The sequence below is a fragment of the Ruegeria sp. YTSC106 genome (assembly GCF_059609765.1).
Genome location: NZ_JBXWMI010000003.1, coordinates 17,704 through 37,066, shown reverse-complemented (window position 1 = coordinate 37,066; position 19,363 = coordinate 17,704). Strand labels below are relative to the sequence as shown.

Sequence of the window (19,363 nt, the reverse complement as noted above, 5' to 3'; positions counted from 1 at the left end):
TGACTAGTCAGTCTGGATCGATTCCAAAAAGGCGAGCAAATTCGCCAACGGCAGGCCTACCATTATCCGTTGCCCATTGGGCAAAGCCACCGCGATTTGTTGGTCTGTCTCAAACACCGCGCCAAAGATTGGCATTTCGCCACCATGGGCGAGCAATTGTGAACGACCATCAATCTGTTCAGCTATGCGATCTATTGGATACACACCGTCGTTTTGGCCCGCCAACTTGGTGAGGTCGGACGTTCGAATAGCCAGCATTTCCGCCATTGGCCCGTCTCCGGTCGCTTCGAAACCGTGACATTGCCAGCAATACGTCCGATACAAATCACGTCCCTCATCGACGCTGACGTCCTGCGCCAGAACGGGTCCCGTGACGAACAGTGCCAGTAAAATCCCGCTAACAATCTGCATATGCTCCTCCAATTTACTGCCCCGGATGCAGATCTATTTAAACCGCATCCTTAAGAAACTTCTTTGACCTTGCTCATGTTGCACGCTTCAGCACGAAGATTGGTTTTTCGGTCGAATGGCGCTTGAGCGCGCGCCAAGTCCAATCCAGGAGGCCTCCAACTACGCCACTTCGTCATTGACCTCACCCCCCTTGCGCCCTGGCGGCAGTCCTTCCAGTGCGTTCAAATGCCAACGAATTCGCCAGAGGTGATGCGACACGCGATGCTACCATCTGAGAGCATCCAGTCGAGCCCAAGGTTGGTAACAGGTTCCAGAGTATTCAGAAAAGCATTCTACCCTAAATCTCAAACCGCCTCACATGTTTGCTTTGCCTTTGAGTCCGAAGGCAAACGACAGTTGGTAGGGATTCAGCCTCGCAGACCGGCGACCGCGAGTTGATTGACATAGATCAAAGCACCAACAGGAATCACATAGTGAAATACGAATGTTTTAGCGTGTTCTACGTTCACCGGTCTGTCCCCAAGCAAACACAAAGGTGAACGGAATTCTTAAGGAGTGGAAGTTCCACCCACCGGGGGCTCGGCAGAAGTGGTGGCGAGCCCCCAGTTAGTTTATTGGCGCACAATGCGCCCAGACGTTGAGACACAAGGCGTTCGGTGGAGCTTTGACCATCGGATTGAGCCGCTCCGCCAATCGCGGACAAAACCGAGAAGGACGCCACCGACGACGTTCTGAATGGGCAGTTGGTGGAAATCGCTTATGAACTCTGTTGATCCAAACGAACAGAAACTCAGACGAGCCCTTACTACCCCGTTGCTCACGCTTTATGGCCTTGGGGTAACGGTCGGAGCGGGCATTTACGTTTTAGTCGGCGCAACAGCAGACATTGCCGGACCGTTTGCGGCGTTTTCGTTCGTTGTAGCCGCGCTTGTCGTATCACTCACCGCGCTTTCGTATGCAGAACTCGCAACACAATTTCCTGTCAGCGCAGGTGAAGCCGCCTATGTTGAGGCGGGATTTCAGAAGAGATGGATGGCGGTTTTCGTCGGGCTCGCGGTCGCAGCTTCGGGGATTATCTCGGCCTCTGCTGTTGCAATTGGCGCAGCGTCATACCTGCACGCTTTAACCGGATTTGCGATCCCTGTTTTGACCATCAGCGTCGTTTTGATTATGGGTCTAATCGCGCTTTGGGGGATCACTGAGTCGGTCTTCGTTGCGGCTGTCATTACAATCATCGAGATCGCAGGCCTTCTCTTTGTGATTGGCTGGGGTATGTCGATTCAAGATCCGCAGGGATACGGGATCAGTTCAATGCTTCCCCCGCTTGAACTCGACGCGTGGAGAGGCATTTTCGCGGCATCACTCCTCGCCTTCTTTGCATTTGTTGGCTTCGAGGACATGGCCAATGTCGCGGAAGAGGTTAAAGACCCCGTGCGCACCATCCCAAAAGCGATTATGCTAACACTCGTTCTGGCAACCGTGTTGTATCTTGGAACCTCAATGACGGTTCTACTTGTTGTTCCGATCGATGTTCTTTCGACGTCCGCAGCACCCCTCGCGCTTGTGTTTTCAAACGCCCCCGAGGTGATTAAACAGGGCTTTTCCGCAGTCGCGATTTTGGCGACAGTCAATGGAGTACTTATCCAGATGATCATGGCCTCGCGGGTGATCTACGGACTAGCAGACCGTGACCATTTGCCGAAGGTTCTGGCGATAGTGCCTAAAGCAACGCAGACACCCGTTGTTGCTACTTTGTTGGTCGTGGCAATCATCGTTCTGCTGACCCAAACTGTGCCGATTGGGACTCTGGCAGAGCGCACATCCCAGATCGTTCTGGGCGTCTTTGTGCTCGTTAACATTTCGCTGATCCAGCTGAAGATGCAGCCGGACGAGGCCGCCAAGCATTTCCGCGTTCCTATTGTGGTACCGATCCTTGGGGTGATCACCAGTGCATTGCTTTTCGGATCTGGATTTCTCTAACTAGACGAAACAACCCAAACGCCTCAACGAGCTGCCATGGCATATGACGACTGACCAAACTTCCATAGGATCAAAACTTTCGGCCTGGTGGCATAGAACGTTTGTGGATCTGGTTCAGCAGCTGCAATGGTCCTATCTGCCGCCATTGATGGTCTATTTTGCGGCCGGCGTGTCCGGGCTGACCTCAGTCGTTGGCGCTTTTTTCCTAAAAGACTATCTGGATTTATCCGCCTCTTTCGTTGCAGGGCTCGCATTTTGGGCCGGTATCCCTTGGATACTCAAAATGCCGCTTGGCCATGTCGTGGACCTGTTCTGGCGCTGGAAGTCCCTGCTGATCGTGTTCGGCGCATCCCTGATTACGTTGTCTCTGCTCTTAATGTATGGGCTTGTGACCGCGCCTGCGCAAATGGCATCCACTATGCCACTGGAAGAGTGGTATGTCGTCGCGTTGCTGTTGGCGCCTTCGGGCTATGCCATTCAGGACGTAGTTGCTGACGCCATGACCGTTGAGGCGGTCCCAAAGGTTGACCAGCACGGCCTACCCTTTACGCCTGAAGAAGCCCGTGCACAGCACACAACAATGCAAACCTTGGGCAGAGTCTCGATCATTTCCGGGTTTGCGGCGGTTGCGGCTGTAAACATCTGGATATTCTCTGGAACCGAAGAACTGCAAAAACCCGAACGCCTTGCGCTTTATGGCCAAGTGTACCTGATAGCACTGGCCATACCCTTGTTGTCGGTCAGCGGAGTCGTTCTTCACAGCTTGATCCAGCGTCAACTTGCCAAGCGAGGTCACCCGCCCCACACACCGGGTGAAGTCACGGAAGTCAAATGGTCCATATTGCTCGGCGGTCTCGCATTCGTTGTGCTTAGCATCGTGCTGGGGACCGCAGATTTCGAATTTGCGCAAGAGATTGTTTTTGCGGTTTCCCTGACTGTGATCCTGTACCTAATGTCGCGTCTACTGAAAGAGCTGGAACCAGCCCAAGCCAAAGCCTTGATCGGGACAGCGACAATCATTTTTGTATTCCGTGCCGTTCCTCTGCCGGGACCAGGCCTGACTTGGTTTGAAATCGATGAATTGGGGTTCGATGAACAGTTCCTGGCAATCCTGGCTTTGTTGACTTCGCTACTGGCGTTGCTGGGGTTGATTGTTCTCCGACCGTTTATGGCCAATCGTTCGATTGCGCATGTGGTCGTATTGCTGACAATCGCTGCGGGCGTTCTAGCCCTGCCCAACCTTGCCCTCTACTACGGCGTGCATGAATGGACAGCCGCGCGTACCGGCGGAGTTGTCGACGCAAGGTTCATTGCCATTCTTGATACAGCCGTTGAATCGCCGCTTGGGCAGATTGCCATGGTCCCCATGTTGGCTTGGATCGCCCGCAATGCACCCGTTCAGTTGAAAGCGACCTTTTTTGCGGTAGTGGCATCGTTCACAAACATGGCATTGTCGGCCAGCAGCCTCAGCACCAAGTACCTCAACCAGACGTACGTAATCACGCGCGCTGTCACCAACCCTGAGACCGGTGAGGTCACGTCGACTGCAGACTACAGTCAGCTTGGGTACTTGCTGATCTCCGTGGCCCTAATCTCAGTGATCGTTCCACTGGCCACAGTGTTCTTTGTTCAAAACTCACGCTTCCGAACGAGCGAATGATCACTGGCTTTCTACCTCTCCAAGCAGAGCTCTGAGATGTGAGACCGGGACGCCGATGTTTGAGCCTCCGAACTCGGGCAGGATCGCAGCATTGATGGCAACGACTTCACCCCGCCGATTCAATGCAGGGCCCCCGCTCCCACCGGTCGTGGTCTCGGCATCATAAACGATGGCGCTCCCACTTATCCGCGCAACGATCCCTCTGCTTGCCAACGGGTGTATCTTGCTTTGTGTAGAAAGCCGGGACGCTATCGACCAGAAGTTCAACGTTCCTTCTGCTTCCAATTCCTCTAAAAAGCCTGGCCCAGCCTGCGCGATCAAAGCTTTCAAACCCGTTGGATATCCCAACAGGTAAAGCTCTTCGCCGACGCGCGATGCGGCATCCGCCAACGGAATTCCGAGGCCCTGAACGCGGCTTGGCTCAACTGCCAAAATCGCCAAGTCTGCCACGTCACTGAACCTGACCAAACGCGCCTCTATTGGTTCGGTCTGATCAGGCAAATAGGCCAGCAGCCTCAACATTTCAGGCTCGAGACCAGCGTCGTTCAACGCCTTCTCTCGATCCCCTGAGGTCCAAGGCAACGCAACATGACGGTTGGTGACCATCAATGAGCCCCCTTCAATCAGAAACCCGGTTCCGGTGAACTGAAATTCCGCAGGTTCGCCGGTCCCGTCCGGTTCGATCCAAGGCTGGCCAAACGGGGTTTTCAGGTTTTCTTCCTTCGGCCCCAGCACGTGCCGCAAAATCTTCCCGCTTTCCACGTGGCGCAACCCATAAGCCCCCTGAAGGAAAGCGACGGATCGAGTGGAGGCAGCGATCACCCGCGTGGGTGCCCCTGCCCGTTGCTCCAAGGTTCCAAGACGCTGCTCGGTCGACAAAACCTGGTTCTCAAAAGCGTCACGCAACGAAGCCAAGTCATCAGGCGTAAGTGCATCTTCTCTCGTCTGGGCGAGCAGAAACGCGACCGCTTCGATCTTGCGGGACTCCTGTTCGATACTATCCGCCAAGCGCTGGTCGTTTTGATAAAGCAGGTACCCAAACCCCGCGATCACAAAAAGCGTGGCAAGAACTGTGATCCTGAACAGTACCGTGGTTTGAGACGCAAGACGCCGCCCGCTATCGCGCAGGGCACCAGACATCTTTTTAGCGAAAGGTCGACGGCTCGTTCGGGTGTAAGCATATGCGTCACTGAGGATATCTTCGACTGTGTGATGTGCGGGAAATGAGTGGTCGCACAATCTGTATCGAGACATTGGGCCCTTTGCGCCGAACTCGATCATGTCGCCATGCCTCAGAGACGCCGATGAGGCATTTTGCCCGTTTACCCATACATTGCGCCCTGCTGACGCGGTTATCGTGTAACCTTCGTCAGCCCAATGTAGGGTGGCAATATCGTTATCATGGGGAGGCAGGTCATCCCTAGGTCGAAGGCTTAGCACCCTTCCACCGTCAACTGAAACAGTTAGGGTTTTATCGAAAAGCCAGTTCACGTTTCCGCGCGATGGACCTGTCAGGCTCTCCAGAAAGGCCCGTACCTCACCTTCACCACCATTCCCTGAGGGTGTCATGCCGCTCTCTTCTGGTTTTCGCATTGTGGTCCCCTATCCAAACACGTGAGAGCATTCTACCACGCTGCTTCACCAAACCCATGGTTGTCGCGAGTGTTAAAAAACTAATATATACAATAACTTAAGAATTGCCCTCGGATTTAACCAAAGAAAACTATCAGTCCGCAGCTCGAAGAAGGCCGATCCATGATCGACCCTCTGCTTTAGCATTTTCAAGCACCGTATCGCGCCAACAGACCGTCTTTTTCGACGATACCTTGATCTTTCGGCTTGGATCGTGTGGCTCAGTCTTCGGCATTTCGATATGCAGAACGCCTTTGTCGAATGTTGCTGAAATCTTATCGATTTCCACTGCGTCTGGCAGCGGCATGGCTCTGGAAGAGCTCCCATAGCTTCTTTCGCTGACACGCAGATCGCCCGTATCATCATGCGCAATACTCTTCTGACCGCGCAGGATTAGCCTGCGATCCTTGATTTCAATTTCCACATCATCCTCTTCGAGCCCAGGCAATTCAGCCGTCAGGACAATCGCAGAATCCATTTCTTGGACATCGATTCCATCGGCCTAAAAGCTGCTTTCGCGTCAGGTCGAGAAGAAGCGTGCGACTATCTCAATGAAATGCTTATGCGAACAGGTTTTGAACCAAATGCGACAGCGTTGATCGCAGGCGAGGTGAGGCCCGAAAACTACGGATACTTTGAGAGGGAGATTCTAAAACACGTCGTCTTGCTCGGTCAAAATTTCGACCCACGAGATGGTGCACGGGAACTTACAGACTAGGACGAGCTGACGTCAATTGTGATAGATTTCCTAAGCGGAAACGGTCGGGAAAACCGGCATCAATCTCAAGTGAGCCCCCAAAAACAACTGGCTGCTCCCGTATTACCCGATGAACTCTAATAGCTATGGCTCCCAGAAAGTCACAGTCGCCCGTTCACTTCATCAGTGTCCGAAAAGCACTGGCAACCTTGTCTGCTCCAACATTGCTTGCGTCGTTCCCCCAAATACCGACTGACGCAAATGGGAATGCCCGTAAGCGCCCATAATAACGAGGTCGGCCCCCAATTCTCGTGCGCGTTCCTGAATGCAATGTTCTATTGAATTCCCGCCGCGCGGGAACTGCGAGACGGTCACGGTGCAACCGTGATGGCTGAGCCATCCAGCTAGGTCAGTTCCGGGCACTTGACCTTCTACGTCATCAGGCGTCGGCAAATCAAAACACCCAATCACAACTTCGTTGGCCGCCAGAAGAATGGGTAAAGCTAAATGCGCAGCCCTAGACGCAGGCAGGCTATCATTCCATGCTAAAAAAATGCAGTCGCGTTGGGCAAACGGATCTCCATTGACCATCAGGGCGACCGGTGAATGAAACAATACTCCGTACGCGATCTTATGGAATAGATCGGGGTCCTTTCGCAATTCAGCGTCTAGAAAGGCGATATCTGAACTATTGGCTTCGCCTGCCACAAGATGCTGTAACTCTGTTCCAGATCCCATAAAGGCATTTACATTTGCAGATACGCCCTGCCCGACCAAAAGCGCTTCAACTTCTGTGGCGCGGGACTTCAAGGCGGCATTTTTTCCGTAAAGAACATCCAACCAGTTTGAAGGAAGACCCGTCTCAACGAACCTGTCTGATCCATACTTTAGGTAAGGCAGGTTGGGCAAGTCCGCGATCAACACGCAATTCAAGTGACTGTTCTGGTTACGGGCAGTTTCAGCGCATTCCAAAATCGACGCGTCGTCAGTATCAACTCCTACATAATAGGCCACTGTTCTGTGTTGCATTCCCGACCTCCTTCCGGGATTTCAATTCGCCCAAGAGTCGCGCGCACGGGTTTAACCAACGAAGAGACAATGTTGTTGCTCGCTCTTCTTAGTTCGGCAGCATGAAGAACTCTTCCAGCACAATCTTGCCTTCCGCCACCGAATACACTGCGATCTCGCGCAGGGTCATACGCTCACCCGTAGCCTTCTGAATCACTTCAGCTCTGAAGCGGACTCCAAAGCGGTTGGGTGGGTGGACGTAGGGGCCATCCACTTCTAGTTCTTGGATTTCATGCGACGCCAACCAATCCTCTCTTTTTCCCTTGATGGCTTCTCGCCCCTTTGAAACGCGGAATTGTCGAACTGGAGGCACGACAGCCTCTATCGACTGTGCGTTTTCGGCATACATTTCATCAACACTTCCAAGGCCCCTGCGCTCACGCATGGCCTGAACGAAGGACCTACCGATTTCAATCAACTCTTCCATGAATCCCCCCATATTTACCATTGACTGTACCACTTCTTGCCCGCTCAAATCTTGACAAGGATCAATAAGCATATTGATGGATTCTCGCTGGACTCTCAGCAACCGTTCGTTTCACGTGCATCAGAGACCGGTCGCCAGCCCGAACCGGACATTCAAACTCATTCTTCGCGAGGTGCTTAAGCGCGCGTGACCTCCCACTAACCGCTTTTGCTGGAACCGGACGTTAGTTTTATCAGGACCGGCGTCCGGGTTGCGGACTTTTCTGCCCTTCGCCTGGCGGCGAGTTTGCGTTCCAAGTATAACACCTCTGAATAGGAGGTCATATTCAACTTTGGGAAAGAGCATCACAACACATTTCTGGGAATACCGCAAAAATGCACATTTCCGCGGACTTTTGTGGCGTTGCCCATGACCCTTTAGGCTCGCAGCCGCCATCGGAGCATCCGCAGCATCTTGCAACTAGGCCCGGACCGCCTCGATGAGGACGGCCCAGAGCCGACATCCAACCTAATGCCTTGGTGCTGCAGTCGCAGCCCACAAAGCCGCCGTTCGCTGCACCTGCTCGATTTCGGCCATGGCCGAGGTCTTGAGTGCGGGGCATAGCTACCGTTGATCAATCCTTGCTGTTGCCGGTCACTGCTGTCATCTAGACACCTTGCGGCGATTTTGGTCGAACGATGATCAGTCTGGGGGATCGAGTTACCTCAGAATTCTCAATGCAGAGTGAATCCGTCTCCTTCGCGATACAGGAAGTCACGTGGATTTGTTATCGTGGCACACGGTCTACAGCGACCGCATGCTAGATATTGGATTCAGCTTAAGCCGTTAGTGAAGTTACTGTTTTTCCCGTGAGACAAATTCATGAACGTTGCCATTCGGGTCTGCAAAGAATCCGATATACTCACCCTACGGCATCTTGGTTGGTTCTGATACAACCCGAGCGCCCCTATCCACGATCGCTGTATATGCTTCATCCAATTATACGTCAGTATCGAAGTAGAATCCTGGCCCGACACCAGAACCTGTTCGAGTGCTGTCAAAATCTCTGTCTCCGAGAATTTTCAACATGCCGGATCGGCTGACCAAACCAAGGTTTGTTGGTGTCGAGACGAAATTGGCGAACTCACCTTGCTCAAAGGTGATTTCAAGCTTCAACACATCTCGATAGAAGGCGAGCATTTCCGGGTAGTTAAGGGGAACAAAGCGTGCGGCAAAGTCAGGACCCATTTCCCCGTTGCATCCGCTGCACCAACAAGCGCAACTATTTAGAATTAACTGCTTTGGCTCGAACCTCAGGAACGCCAGGGACGTAGATTCCGATACTTTCTGTTGTTCCCGCTCACACATTTAGTACCGTTCATTGGCGGGTTCGGATCTCAGGCGCTGAGAAAGCAGCTTTCGTTCCATCAGTGTCAGCAGGCTCGACTGCAACCAGGCAGGAATGTGCTGCAGGCCCTTGTGCCAGTTCAGAAGTGCCGCGATCTTGTGTGACAGCGTTCGGATTGCCATGGCGGCACATAAGTGTACCGTTGTCTTGTTGGATCGCGTCCAGCCATGCACCGGTACTCATTTGAACAACACCTGGCTGCAGGCCGGGTTCCACTACTACAGTAACCAGGCAAGCGCCGCGGGCGTTGTAGACTCGTGCACAATCGCCCGAAGATACGCCGACTTTGGCGGCATCGTCTGGACGAATTCTAAGGGGGGTTCGCCCGTTAACCTTGGCGGAACGGCTGACACGACCATGGTCAAGCTGAGAATGCAGCTTGTCGGCCGGTTGGTTGGATATCAGGTGGAACGGGAAGTCGTCCGTTGCTTGCCCAAGCCATTCGACCGGTTCGTACCAGGCTGGATGTGGTCGGATCTTTGAATCCGCAAAGGATTCGATCGTCTTTGATGTGATCTCGATCTTGCCGCTGGGTGTCCGCAAGGGGTTGGACTCCGGATCGTTTCGGAAATCCGTGAAGGCATCCGACGGATCTGTGGGCATTTCGGTCTCGTGCCAACCAGCTAAATTAAAGCTTTCATAATCCGGTAAGTTCACGCCGCCACGCGCAGCTTGGGCGCGACTTTCCTCATAGATCCATTCCAACCAACTGGTCGCATCTCGGTTTTCTGTGAATGCGCTTTCAACGCCCAGCTCCCGGCCGATGCCACGCAGGATGTCGTGGTCATTGCGGGCCTGCCCAACAGGGGGAATCACGACCTTCATCGCGACGATAAAACGATCCCGTGGTGTGATCATGATATCGTCACGTTCCAGCGGGGTAGTACAGGGAAGTACGATATCGGCACGTTTGGCAAGGGCGTTCCAGCAGTAATCCTGGACGATTATAGTCTCTGGTTTCTGCCAGGCTGCCGACAATCGTGTTAGATCTTGATGGTGATGAAACGGATTACCCCCTGCCCAATACACCAGGCGAATATCGGGGTATTGATGCACTTCACCATTGAAACGGTATTCGGTGCCCGGGTTTAGCAACATGTCGGAAATCCGGGCGACGGGAATGAATGTGTCCACCGGGTTCTTCAACTGCGGAAGCGATGCGTAGCGCACGCGATGACGCTCGATCCCTACTGAATTTGCTGCGCCGTAGCCGTAGGCAATACCTCGTCCCGGCAATCCGATTTGGCCAAGCATAGCGGCCAGAGTCGTCGCCATCCAGAACGATTGTTCACCATTCTCTTGGCGTGTCAAAGCCCAACTGACGGAAATCATCGTGCGTGACTTCGCCATTTGTTTGGCAAGCGCCTGTATCCGGTACTTGGGGACACCAGAAACACTGGCTGCCCAGTCGGCTGTTTTGACAATACCATCCATCTCGCCGGTCAGGTAAGCGGCGAACTGGTCGTAGCCGTGGGTATAGCGCTGCAGAAATTCCTTATCTTGCCAGCTGTTGCGTTGAATTTCGTGGGCCAGTCCCAACATGATTGCCACATCGCTGCCGGGGCGAGTCGGCAACCACTCCGGGTTCAGTTCCTCCGACATGTCGCTTTGAATCGGCGACAGGTTGACGAAGGATACACCGGCATCTCTGGCCTGCCTCAGCCCCTCATTTGTGCGGTGGTAGCCGGTGCCGCCGGCGCTGATCTGGCTGTTGCGTACAGGGATGCCGCCAAAAGCAACAATCAATTCGGCATTTCCCGCAATAGCTTGCCAAGGCTGCGGCGCATGAATGAAAGGCGCAGCATCGCCAAGGGTATGCGTTAGTATCACCTCACCAGCGGCCAGAGAATAAGAGTTAACCGACTTTGTGTACCCGCCTATGCAATTAAGGAATCGGTGGAGTTGACTTTGTGCATGGTGAAACCGCCCGGCGGAGGCCCAGCCGTAGGAACCCCCGTAGATTGATTGGTTGCCGTGGGTCTGACGAACCCTGTCCAACTCGGCAGCCGCCAGCTTTTCGGCCTCATCCCAGGTGATGCTGACAAACTCATCGTTGCCGTTGCGATTCTGGACATCGCCACGTTGGCTTTCAAGCCATGCCTTGCGCACCATCGGTGTCTTGATTCGCAAGGGCCCGTCAACTGCATCCAGATATCCTTGCCCGATGGGAGAAGGATCGGGGTCATGCTCGAACGGGTACAGCGCCTTTAGCTCCCCGTCGCACACTTCGGCACGGTAGACACCCCAATGGGTCGCGGTCAGGGGTAAATGCGTGCGGTCAACCATGGCTCATGCTGCATTGAAGCGTTCGATCATGCCATCCCAAACAGGCACCAGCTCCAGCAGTCCATCCCAGAATGACTGGTCTCTGCGACGGTCAAAGTCTTCCAGAGAGGTCCCCTGCTGCTCGACCCAGGTATAATAGCCCAGGTTGAAGATTCGTTCACGATCAGGACGTGTCAATTCGATCATGTTGTCCGTTGTTGTACCCAGCACTGATCGGCCGAAAATCTCGGCGGCCTTCACCTTGTCGAGCCCGGTTGAGCCAAGTTTCTTTTCGGCAATCTGTAACTCGGTTTCGTACATGGCCGCGCCGTCTGTAGCGACCGTCATCACGACGTCTTCTGCGCCCAGTTCCATGTACTTGGCGTATTTGATAGCCCCGGTGATATTGGCCAGTGCCGAAAGTCCGAAATGCGACAGGCTGGTGATATCTTCCTGTGTCAGCCCACGATGGGTTGCAAGATAGTCGCGCCCAACAGTGGTGTTGGCCACAAGGTTCATGCCGTCTGAGGTTTGATCGGACACCCCAATTACAAAATCCGCATTCATCACGTTGTGAATCAGCGGCACATGCTTGTCGCCAATGCCCTGAATATTGTGTTCACCGTAGCCGTTGTACAACAGCGTTGGGCATTCTAGGGCTTCGATCGCGCCGATTTGTGCACCCAAAGATGCTTTCAAATGGTCACCCGCAGCAATCGTGCCGGCGGAACCAGTGGCCGAAACAAAGGCGCGCGGCTTTAGACTGCCGGAAGCATTCAGGTGATTAAAGATCCGTTCCATCGCGGGACCTGTAACAGCGCGGTGGATGATGTAATTGCCGTATTCTGCGAACTGGTTGAGGATCAGGTTTTCCGGACTTTTGGCTAGCTGATGGCAGGCATCATAGATTTCCTTGACGTTGCTTTCAGTCCCCGGCGTCCGAAAAATATCGTTCGGATCAGAAAGCCAACGGTTCAGCCAGTCGAAGCGCTCGCGGCTCATGCCTTCAGGTAGGACAGCGACTGAGCGACAGCCCAGCAGATTAGAGATCGCGACACCACCGCGGCAATAATTGCCGGTGGACGGCCACACCGCGCGATGACGTGTTGCATCAAACACACCGGACATGAGACGAGGGATCAGACAACCATAGGCGGCAAGAACCTTGTGGCAGTCGATCATCGGAAACCGGTCGCCCAGGGAGACGACGATTTTGGCTTTCACACCAGTGAAGTTTTCGCCCAAAACGATGTGCTCTGGAACGTCGGCAAGACCTTTGCGGTCTCGGGCGTTGTGCCAATGGACGCGAAACAGGTTACGCGGATCGGCAACGTCCGGGTCGGCATTACCGATGCTGTCCAGCCTACTCGACAGCGCGGCAACGGGATCTGCCAGTTCCGAGATGCGCGGTAGGATGACGCCGGCCGCGTGCAATCGTTCAACGTTGCGGTCATAGGCGTCCTGATCAACAATTGCGGTTTCCAGCCCAGGCGTCATTTTTGGTCCCTCCGTCAATTCTTCCATAAAAGGATAGCGGCGACGGGAGAGGGTCTTTCGCAAAGACCGGGACTATCGTTACGAAAATGATCACAAAAACTCCTGTACTCGGGCGAATCTGATCAACTAAGCATGCGAGTGTTCTTTGGATCAAAGAATGGTGTCAGGCTGACCTCGGCTGCAACCTCATGGCCTTCGATCATTACGGTCCAGCGCCCGGCCGGAACACTTGCCCGTGTGGTTTCGCCTTCGGACGGTGAGACCAGACACATACCTACAGAGGTTCCCGCCGTGGCACTATATGCGCCGCCGGTCACATATCCGGCAATCTCACCATCGCGTAGCACTGGCTCGTTATGGTGCAATAGTGGACCGGGGTCGCTGAGTTTGATCGCACACAGGAATGGTCCCTGACCTTCGGCTTTGCGTGCAAGATACGCATCGCGGCCGATGAACGGCACCGGCTTTTTCGGCTTGCACGCAAAGTCGAGCCCCAATTGATGCGGCGCCTCGGTATAGGCCATTTCGTGACCCCAATGGACAAACCCCTTTTCGAGTCTCAAAGCATTCAATGCTTCGCCCCCAACCAGTTTTAGGCCAAGGGGGCGCCCCGTCTCAGCTAGAACGTCAAAAACATGCTCGGCCAAGTCCGGAGTGACGAAAATCTCCCACCCCAGTTCACCCGTATAGGACAGGCGTTGGGCAAAGACCTCAGCGTGACCGATGTAGAAACGTTGAAGACTGTTGAAGGGGAAGGCTGCGTTGGAAGTGTCGATGTCACTGACAGCGGCCAGTAGTTCACGCGCCATTGGCCCGCAAATTGCCAGCACGCCATAGGATGTGGTGGCATCGCGCAGACGCACGTCTTCTCCGGGCTGGACATGATCGCGCAGATAATCGCGATCACGCCGAGTGTGAGAGATCGAACTCATCACCATGAAACGGTCTTCGCGATGGCGCGCCACGGTCACATCGCTTTCGATGCCGCCGCGATCGTTCAGCATCAACGTATAAGCCACGCGACCGACGGGCAGTGCCATATCGTTGGTGCACATCCGTTGCAGAAAAGTTTCGGCATCACGCCCTTCGACCATCAGCTTGCCCAACATGGAATAGTCGATCATACCAACCGCGTTCCGAACTGCCTTTTGTTCATCCTGTGCAAAGTCAAACCAGTTCTGGCGTCCAAAGCTGTATTCGATTTTTGGTGTCGACCCATCGGTCGCAAAAAACAGCGGGCGCTCCCATCCCTGAACCTCGCCGAAACAGGCGCCATGGGCCTTCATAGCGTGGTGGAAGGGCGTTTTTCTCAGGTTGCGAAGGGTTTCCCGCTGACGGTTCGGCCAGTGCATTGCGTAGGTTAGTACAAGCGTTTCGGGGCAGCGTTCGCGCAAGTAGGGATCACGCGCTTGAAATTCTTCGCACCGCGCAGGATCCATTTCGGACAGATCCATCGGCGGGTGACCCTTCATGATCCAGTCTGCCAGCGCCTTGCCGGCCCCCGAGCCCGATTGGATCCCCGTCGAGTTCACCCCGGCCAGGATAAAATATCCTTTCAGATCGGGCGCTTCGCCCAAAGTGAACCGACCATCATAGGAATAACTTTCAGGCCCATTGAAGAAAGTACGAATACCACAATCTAACGGCACACGGTTCATCGCCAGTTCCAGCACTTCCATCACGTCGACTTCGACAAAAGGCAGGCTGTCGAATTCGAAGCTGTTCGGGATGCCATCGACCGCCCAGGGCTTGGCTTGGAAGTGAGCAAAGCCAAACAACAATTTGCCCGCGTCTTCTTTCCAATAGGTGCCATCACAATAGGACCGGAGAACAGGCAAATCGCTAGGAAGGTCCGGAATTGGCTCGGTCACCAGATAGTAATGTTCGCAGGCGTGAAGAGGTACTCCGACGCCACTTCGCTGCCCCAGTTCACGCGCCCACATGCCACCGCAGTTGACCACCACATCCGCCCGGATTTCGCCTTGGTCAGTCCGAACCCCGGTGACTTTTCCACCTTTTGTCAGAACTTCTTCGACGAGCACGTTTTCTCGGATCGTGGCCCCATGCTTCCGTGCGCCCTTGGCCAGTGCCTGTGTCAGATCGATTGGATTGGCCGAGCCATCGGATGGCATATAAATACCGCCTAACACGCCCTCGTCATTCATCAAGGGCCAGCGCTCGGCAATTTCAGGAGTAGAGACATAGTGCGCCTCAACCCCAAAGAGCGCGGCGAAGTCTGCCTTGCGCTTTAACTCCGCCATCCGTTCATCATTCACCGCGATGGAAATCGAACCCGACTGGCGGAAGCCAGGGTTCTGACCGGTCTCAGCCTCGATATCTTGCAACAGTTCTATGCCGTATTTCGCAAAAGCCGTAGTCGAATGGCTGCCTTGCAACTGCCCGACCAACCCGGCGGCATGCCACGTGGTGCCCGACGTCAACTGTTTACGTTCCAGCAGAATGACATCCTTCCAACCTTCGCGAGCCAGATGATAGGCGACTGAGCAGCCGTGAATACCGCCGCCAATGATGACAACCTGCGCATGGTCAGGGATTTGTTTTTGCATGGTTTTCTCGACTTCCGATTGTGGCTCAGGCAGCGCTTGAAAGTTGTTCTTCGAAGAGGCAGCCTGCACCTCTCAGAGTATCGGGAATGCCGGCTAGGCGCAGAAGATGCCAGGCCAGGGCATGATTACTCGCTGTGACCGGCTTGTTCAGGGCACGTTCAGCGGCTGGGATAATAGTGGCGGCACGCAAACTTGTGCACGAAATGAAAACCCCGTCCACATTGTCTGAAGAGCCTACCGAGATCGCACCCTGCAGGATCGATTCTGAATCGATCCTGCCGACGATCAGATCGCTTTCCTCGTAAAACGAGCCCACGACTTGTACAGAAATGCCTTCTGCGTCGAACCGGGATTGCATCGCATCAGTCACGTCTGGTGAATAGGGTGTCAGAAGGCCTAATCGTTTGACGCCGAGCGCGGCTATCGCCGCCTTGGCCGCTGTCAGCGGGTTGGTCGACGGAATGTCTGGATGTTCCTTGGCGATGATTTCAGCTACGCGGTCTTCCCCGATGATTGTCGCTCCCGAGGTGCAGCCATAACCGATGGCCTTCAGTCCCAGATAGTTTGGCAGCAATCCGGCAGCTACGGGCAACTCCCGCTCCATTTGTGCTAACGTGTCGGGCGTAACCGTCACTTCGTTCGCAAGTCGTGCGTGATAGACGGAAACGCCCGGCAGGTCGGTCAGGTTACGAAATTCCCACTCCATGGTCTGATCAGATTCAAGGACCAGAAGGCCCAGGCGCGCACGATCCCCGGCACCGGAGTCGGTGGTAAATGACAAGCGTTCAATCCGAGTTCTATCTTGTGTTCCGTATGTAGCGGCATGTCCTTCTGTCATGTTTGTTACCCGACCTCGGTTGCTTCCTGCTGCGCGAAGAACGATGTGCCATCCGGGACTTCAGGAAGCTCCATCTCATAAGACGAGCAACGCACCCGCCCAGAGGCCTGACCGCGGACCAGTTCATGCGTCAAAGTGCTGGGCAGGTGGTTCGGGCTGAGTTCGATTGCGTCTTCGGCGTAGTAGGTAGCAATGTACAGCGTACGTGGCTGATCTGACAGATTGGGTGCCGAGCCGTGTAATAGGCAGGCGTGCATCAGGCAGACCGAGCCTGCCCTACCGGTACATTTGACGATCTCGTCGTCGCGTCCCTCCATCACTTCCGAGGCAACGGCACCGGTAAAGGTGCCATTATGCCAATGGGAATGGATGGGCCCCTTATGTGATCCCGGGATAACCTCCAGCGGGCCGTTTTCCAAGGTTACGTCATCGATGAACAGAAGACACGTAATCATGTCGTGGTTGGTCATCGGTTCGAACGGGAAATCCTGATGCCATTTGACCTCAGTTGCTGTTCCCGGAAGCTTGGAGTTGACCTTGCCATGATGGAACCGAATTCCCGGCCCGATCAGATCGGCACAAAGTTCGACGGTTCTGGCGTTGCGCATTGTATCGGCAAAAACCTCTGAGATTTCTTCGGGCGACTGCACCCGACGCAGACCCGGTACTTCAGCAGTATGGCCAGGCTGCAGATCAAATCGCGGGCGTCCGTCCAGCGTTTCGCCATAATCGTCCTGATGCGCGCGGCTTTCGTCCACCCATTGCTTAAATACGTGGCGCAGGTCGGCTAGCTGATCTGCGGTTACGGCATCTTCGACCACCAAAACTCCATCGCGCCAGAACTGGTCTTTCTGATCCTTCGTCAGTGTCATTTTCGAAATCCTCCCAACCAAGACTCTGGTATATACCAGATTTATTCTTGGTATATACCAGAGGCAGTGTTACACAAAGAAAAATCTTACAAAAGAAGCACTGCACTTGACCCAGCCACACCTCTCTGACGCACCTGTTGCTCCACGTTTCAGGCAAATTGTCGATGCACTTCGCCAGCATATTGTTGACGGAACCCTGCCGGAACACACGGCCCTGCCGTCCGAGCGCATGATCGCAGAACAACACGGCGTCAGCCGAATGACGGCCCGACGGGCGCTTGAGGCGTTGGAAATGGAGGGGCTGGCTTATAGCGAACAAAGGCGTGGGCGTTTCGTTTCTCCGCCGCGGCTGACTTACGATATCAGTCGCAAGATCAGTTTTGCCGCTGATGCGCTAGCAGATGGCACGGATCTTGAAATCGAAGTGATCGCCAGTTGGTCATGTCCGGCCGAAGCGCGATTGGCACGGTTGCTGGATATCTCGCCGGATGAGGTATTGTTCGGCTACACACGATTGTTTCGGACGGGCGGGCACGCGATCTTCGTGGAAACCGAACATGTCATTGCTAGCCGCTGCCCCGATCTTTTAGGCCATGATCTGCGGCAATCGACGACAAGATTGCTTGAACAATACTACGCAACAAGTGCCCAGATCGGTGACATCACGATCCGCATGCGCGGAATGAATGCTAAAGAATCAGAGCTGCTTGGCCTGCCCCAGAACCATGCGGGAATTGAGCTGGAACAAGTGATCCGTGACACCGAAGATGTGCCGTTTTGTATCGGTCTTCAGATGTGGCGCGGCGAATTGGCTGAGTTTTCCGCCCGGGCATTCGTCAATCAAGAGGTCTAAGGCGGTAACATCGGGGAATGAAAGGGTGAAAAATGGCTGATACGTTGAAACGCGGATTTCCCAATGCCGAGTTTGAGGCGCGTACCACAAGCGCGCAAATCTTGATGGCGGAACAAGGTCTGGCAGGGCTGCTGCTAATGAGCGAACCGGACGTGCGCTATTTCAGTGGCTTTCACACATTGTTTTGGCAAAGCCCGACACGGCCCTGGTTTCTGTTTGTCCCGGTTGAAGGCAAGCCCATCGCCATCGTTCCTGAGATCGGTGCCGAGTTGATGCGCCGTTCCTGGCTTGACGACATCCGCACCTGGAGCGCACCTGCGCCCGACGATGACGGGATCAGTCTTTTGACGGGACTGCTGTATCCTTATGCGTCACGTCGCGAAAAGATAGGCGTGATGAAGGGTCATGAGACGGGTTTGCGCATGCCACTGGGAGACTGGGAGCGCCTGATTGCGGGGCTGCCTGGATTACAAATCGGCAACGCCACTCGGCTGGTACAGGGATTGCGCATGGTTAAATCCGAGGCCGAAATAAAGAAGCTTGCCCATATCTGCGGCATCGGTTCAGCCAGTTTCGCCCGCGTACCCGAGATCATGTCCGAGGGTATGCCGCTCGACCATGTATTTCGCCAATTCCGCCGCGAAGCGTTGGCGCAAGGGGCGGACGACGCGCCTTATGTTGTCGGCGGGGCGGCCCCTGGGGGATATTCCGATGTGATCTCGCCACCATCACAGCGCCCGTTGCAGGCAGGCGATATTCTGATGATCGACACCGGTTGCACCTGGGACGGATACTTCTGCGATTTTGACCGCAACTGGGCGATTGGTCAGGCTGATGATGACGCGCGCCGCGCCTATGATGTGTTGTGGCGCGCAACCGAGGCTGGAATAGCTGCGGCGCGACCCGGTTCTACCTGCTGCGACTTGTTCCGGGCCATGTCGGATGTGATTGCCGAGATGGACGATAGCGGTGGCGATATCGGGCGGCTTGGACACGGTCTTGGCATGCAATTGACCGAGCAACCGTCACATGCCGCATTTGATACAACCGAGCTGAAGGAAAACATGGTTCTGACTCTGGAACCGTCGTTGTCCTATGGTGATGGATTGATGATGGTCCACGAAGAGAACATCGTTGTAACACCCACCGGCGGACGTCTGCTAACGACGCGTGCATCGCCTGACCTGCCTGTTATCTAAAGGATACACG

General features: G+C 54.5%; 15 protein-coding genes. 4 read left to right on the top strand and 11 right to left on the bottom strand.

Annotation, left to right across the window (positions count from 1 at the left end):
* Positions 1-3: 3 nt before the first annotated feature.
* Entirely contained in the window at positions 4-411 is a 408-nt protein-coding gene (locus tag AC2FEB_RS04525; protein ID WP_117868490.1) for a c-type cytochrome, read from the bottom strand.
* A gap of 759 nt (positions 412-1,170) precedes the next feature.
* On the opposite strand from AC2FEB_RS04525, the gene AC2FEB_RS04520 reads away from it, so the two are divergent.
* Entirely contained in the window at positions 1,171-2,391 is a 1,221-nt protein-coding gene (locus tag AC2FEB_RS04520; RefSeq protein WP_162896748.1) for an APC family permease, read from the top strand.
* A gap of 43 nt (positions 2,392-2,434) precedes the next feature.
* The gene (locus AC2FEB_RS04515; RefSeq protein WP_117868488.1) at positions 2,435-4,051 is read left to right on the top strand and encodes an MFS transporter; all 1,617 of its coding nucleotides are present in this window, start codon (positions 2,435-2,437) and stop codon (positions 4,049-4,051) included.
* Here AC2FEB_RS04515 and AC2FEB_RS04510 read toward each other — a convergent pair whose 3' ends face one another.
* From AC2FEB_RS04510 to AC2FEB_RS04465, 10 genes are all read right to left on the bottom strand, one after another.
* Positions 4,052-5,644 (bottom strand): trypsin-like peptidase domain-containing protein, encoded by a 1,593-nt coding sequence (locus AC2FEB_RS04510; RefSeq protein ID WP_117868487.1) that lies wholly within the window; start codon positions 5,642-5,644, stop codon positions 4,052-4,054. It abuts the gene before it with no gap.
* A 133-nt stretch (positions 5,645-5,777) separates the two neighbouring features.
* The gene (locus AC2FEB_RS04505) at positions 5,778-6,161 is read right to left on the bottom strand and encodes an Hsp20/alpha crystallin family protein (RefSeq protein ID WP_496671614.1); all 384 of its coding nucleotides are present in this window, start codon (positions 6,159-6,161) and stop codon (positions 5,778-5,780) included.
* A 402-nt stretch (positions 6,162-6,563) separates the two neighbouring features.
* Entirely contained in the window at positions 6,564-7,409 is an 846-nt protein-coding gene (locus AC2FEB_RS04500) for a universal stress protein (protein ID WP_496671617.1), read from the bottom strand.
* 88 nt (positions 7,410-7,497) lie between these two features.
* The gene (locus AC2FEB_RS04495) at positions 7,498-7,875 is read right to left on the bottom strand and encodes a nuclear transport factor 2 family protein (RefSeq protein WP_162896747.1); all 378 of its coding nucleotides are present in this window, start codon (positions 7,873-7,875) and stop codon (positions 7,498-7,500) included.
* 978 nt (positions 7,876-8,853) lie between these two features.
* Positions 8,854-9,102, bottom strand: a complete 249-nt coding sequence (locus tag AC2FEB_RS04490; protein ID WP_496675403.1) for a VOC family protein — start codon at positions 9,100-9,102, stop codon at positions 8,854-8,856.
* Positions 9,103-9,232: 130 nt separating this feature from the next.
* The gene (locus tag AC2FEB_RS04485; protein ID WP_496675402.1) at positions 9,233-11,548 is read right to left on the bottom strand and encodes a molybdopterin-dependent oxidoreductase; all 2,316 of its coding nucleotides are present in this window, start codon (positions 11,546-11,548) and stop codon (positions 9,233-9,235) included.
* 3 nt (positions 11,549-11,551) lie between these two features.
* Positions 11,552-13,024, bottom strand: coding sequence for a pyridoxal-5'-phosphate-dependent protein subunit beta (locus tag AC2FEB_RS04480; protein WP_496675401.1), 1,473 nt, complete (start codon positions 13,022-13,024; stop codon positions 11,552-11,554).
* 122 nt (positions 13,025-13,146) lie between these two features.
* Positions 13,147-15,591 carry a GcvT family protein gene (locus tag AC2FEB_RS04475; RefSeq protein WP_496675400.1) on the bottom strand — a complete coding sequence of 815 codons (2,445 nt, stop codon included), beginning with the start codon at positions 15,589-15,591 and terminating at the stop codon, positions 13,147-13,149.
* 25 nt (positions 15,592-15,616) lie between these two features.
* Positions 15,617-16,429 carry a maleate cis-trans isomerase family protein gene (locus AC2FEB_RS04470; RefSeq protein ID WP_496675399.1) on the bottom strand — a complete coding sequence of 271 codons (813 nt, stop codon included), beginning with the start codon at positions 16,427-16,429 and terminating at the stop codon, positions 15,617-15,619.
* A 5-nt stretch (positions 16,430-16,434) separates the two neighbouring features.
* Positions 16,435-17,301, bottom strand: coding sequence for a phytanoyl-CoA dioxygenase family protein (locus tag AC2FEB_RS04465; RefSeq protein WP_496675398.1), 867 nt, complete (start codon positions 17,299-17,301; stop codon positions 16,435-16,437).
* 106 nt (positions 17,302-17,407) lie between these two features.
* On the opposite strand from AC2FEB_RS04465, the gene AC2FEB_RS04460 reads away from it, so the two are divergent.
* Both AC2FEB_RS04460 and AC2FEB_RS04455 read left to right on the top strand, forming a co-directional pair.
* Positions 17,408-18,154, top strand: a complete 747-nt coding sequence (locus AC2FEB_RS04460) for a GntR family transcriptional regulator (RefSeq protein ID WP_496675396.1) — start codon at positions 17,408-17,410, stop codon at positions 18,152-18,154.
* A 32-nt stretch (positions 18,155-18,186) separates the two neighbouring features.
* Positions 18,187-19,353, top strand: a complete 1,167-nt coding sequence (locus AC2FEB_RS04455) for a M24 family metallopeptidase (protein WP_496675394.1) — start codon at positions 18,187-18,189, stop codon at positions 19,351-19,353.
* The last annotated feature ends 10 nt before the right edge of the window (positions 19,354-19,363 follow it).